Origin of the sequence: Pseudomonas sp. FSL R10-1350 (assembly GCF_009600525.1) — a bacterium.
GTDB lineage: Bacteria > Pseudomonadota > Gammaproteobacteria > Pseudomonadales > Pseudomonadaceae > Aquipseudomonas > Aquipseudomonas helleri.
In genome coordinates, this window is record NZ_WIVR01000158.1 from 1 (window position 1) to 1194 (window position 1194).

At 65.8% G+C, this 1194-nt stretch carries 1 protein-coding gene; it reads left to right on the forward strand.

Annotated elements, in window-relative coordinates; translation table 11 throughout:
- A partial coding sequence (locus GHO25_RS25610) for an NAD(P)/FAD-dependent oxidoreductase (RefSeq protein WP_153393367.1) occupies window positions 1–1089 on the forward strand: 1089 nt, incomplete at its 5' end.
- Window positions 1090–1194: the final 105 nt, after the last annotated feature.

Consider the following 1194-nt stretch of genomic DNA (forward strand, 5'->3'; position numbering starts at 1 on the left):
GTGCTGGAGCGCACGCAGGCGGTGGGGGATGTGTGGCGCAACCACTACGACGGCCTGCGCCTGAACACCGGGCGCTGGTTTTCCAGCTTGCCGGGCCTGCGCTTCCCGTGGTCGGCAGGGCGCTGGCCAAGCCGTGATGACTTGGCCAAGGAGCTGGCAGCCCTGCCAGCCCGTGGCGGTTTTAATGTGCTGACCGGCTGCGCGGTGGTGAATATCGAGTACCTCGCGGGGCCAGGGCTGTGGCAAGTGCGCTGCCGGGATGACCGGGTGTTTCGTGCACAGGCGCTAGTGATTGCCACCGGCACCTCGTGCGTGCCGTCGATCCCGCAGTGGCCAGGCGCGCAGCACTTTACCGGGCAGGTCGTTCACGCGGCCCACTTCGGCAATGCTCGCCACTACGCGGGCAAGCACGTGGTGGTGGTCGGCAGTGGTAATTCATCCTGCGAGATTGCCAGCCGTCTGGTGCCCCATGCCGCGTCGGTCACGTTGTCGGTGCGGCGGGCGCCGCACTTTCTGCCCAAGAGCCTGTTCGGTGTACCGCTGGCGGCGCTGGGCACGTTGATTCGTCGACTACCCACACGCTGGAGCGACGCCGTATTGAGCGGATTGTCGCGGCGCTGGGTCGGGGATTTGTCGGCCTACGGCCTGCCACAACCGGCGCAAGGCGTTTCCGGTTTGGGCAGCGTGACCCCGACGCTGTTCATGCCGGTGATCGACGACCTGAAACAAGGCCGCATCAAGGTGGTGGGGCCGGTGCTGGAGCTCAACGAGCAAAGCGTCGTCGCCCACACCGGTCTCGACCGTACACAGCGCTGCACGCTGAACACCGACGTGATCGTCGCGGGCACCGGTTACACCACCGGCCTTGAGAGCCTGATCAACTACCCCGCGCCACTCACCGCCGACGGCAAACCGACGGTGGATGCCCACGGCCACTCCACCGTGGCCAAAGGGCTGTTCTTCATCGGCTACCGCAACCCCATCAGCGGTCAGTTGCGCGAAATCGGCTTGCAGGCGCCGGGCGTGGCAGCAGGGGTCAAGCGTTATCTGCAACCCCAGCTAAAACCTGTAGTCGCTGCCGAAGAATGAGGCTGCGATGGCTTCACCCTGTAGGAGCGGCCGCCCCGTCTTCGACGCCGCGCTGTCGCGCAGCAAACAGGCCGCCGAGTATCTTCAGCATCCCCCAATCGGTTC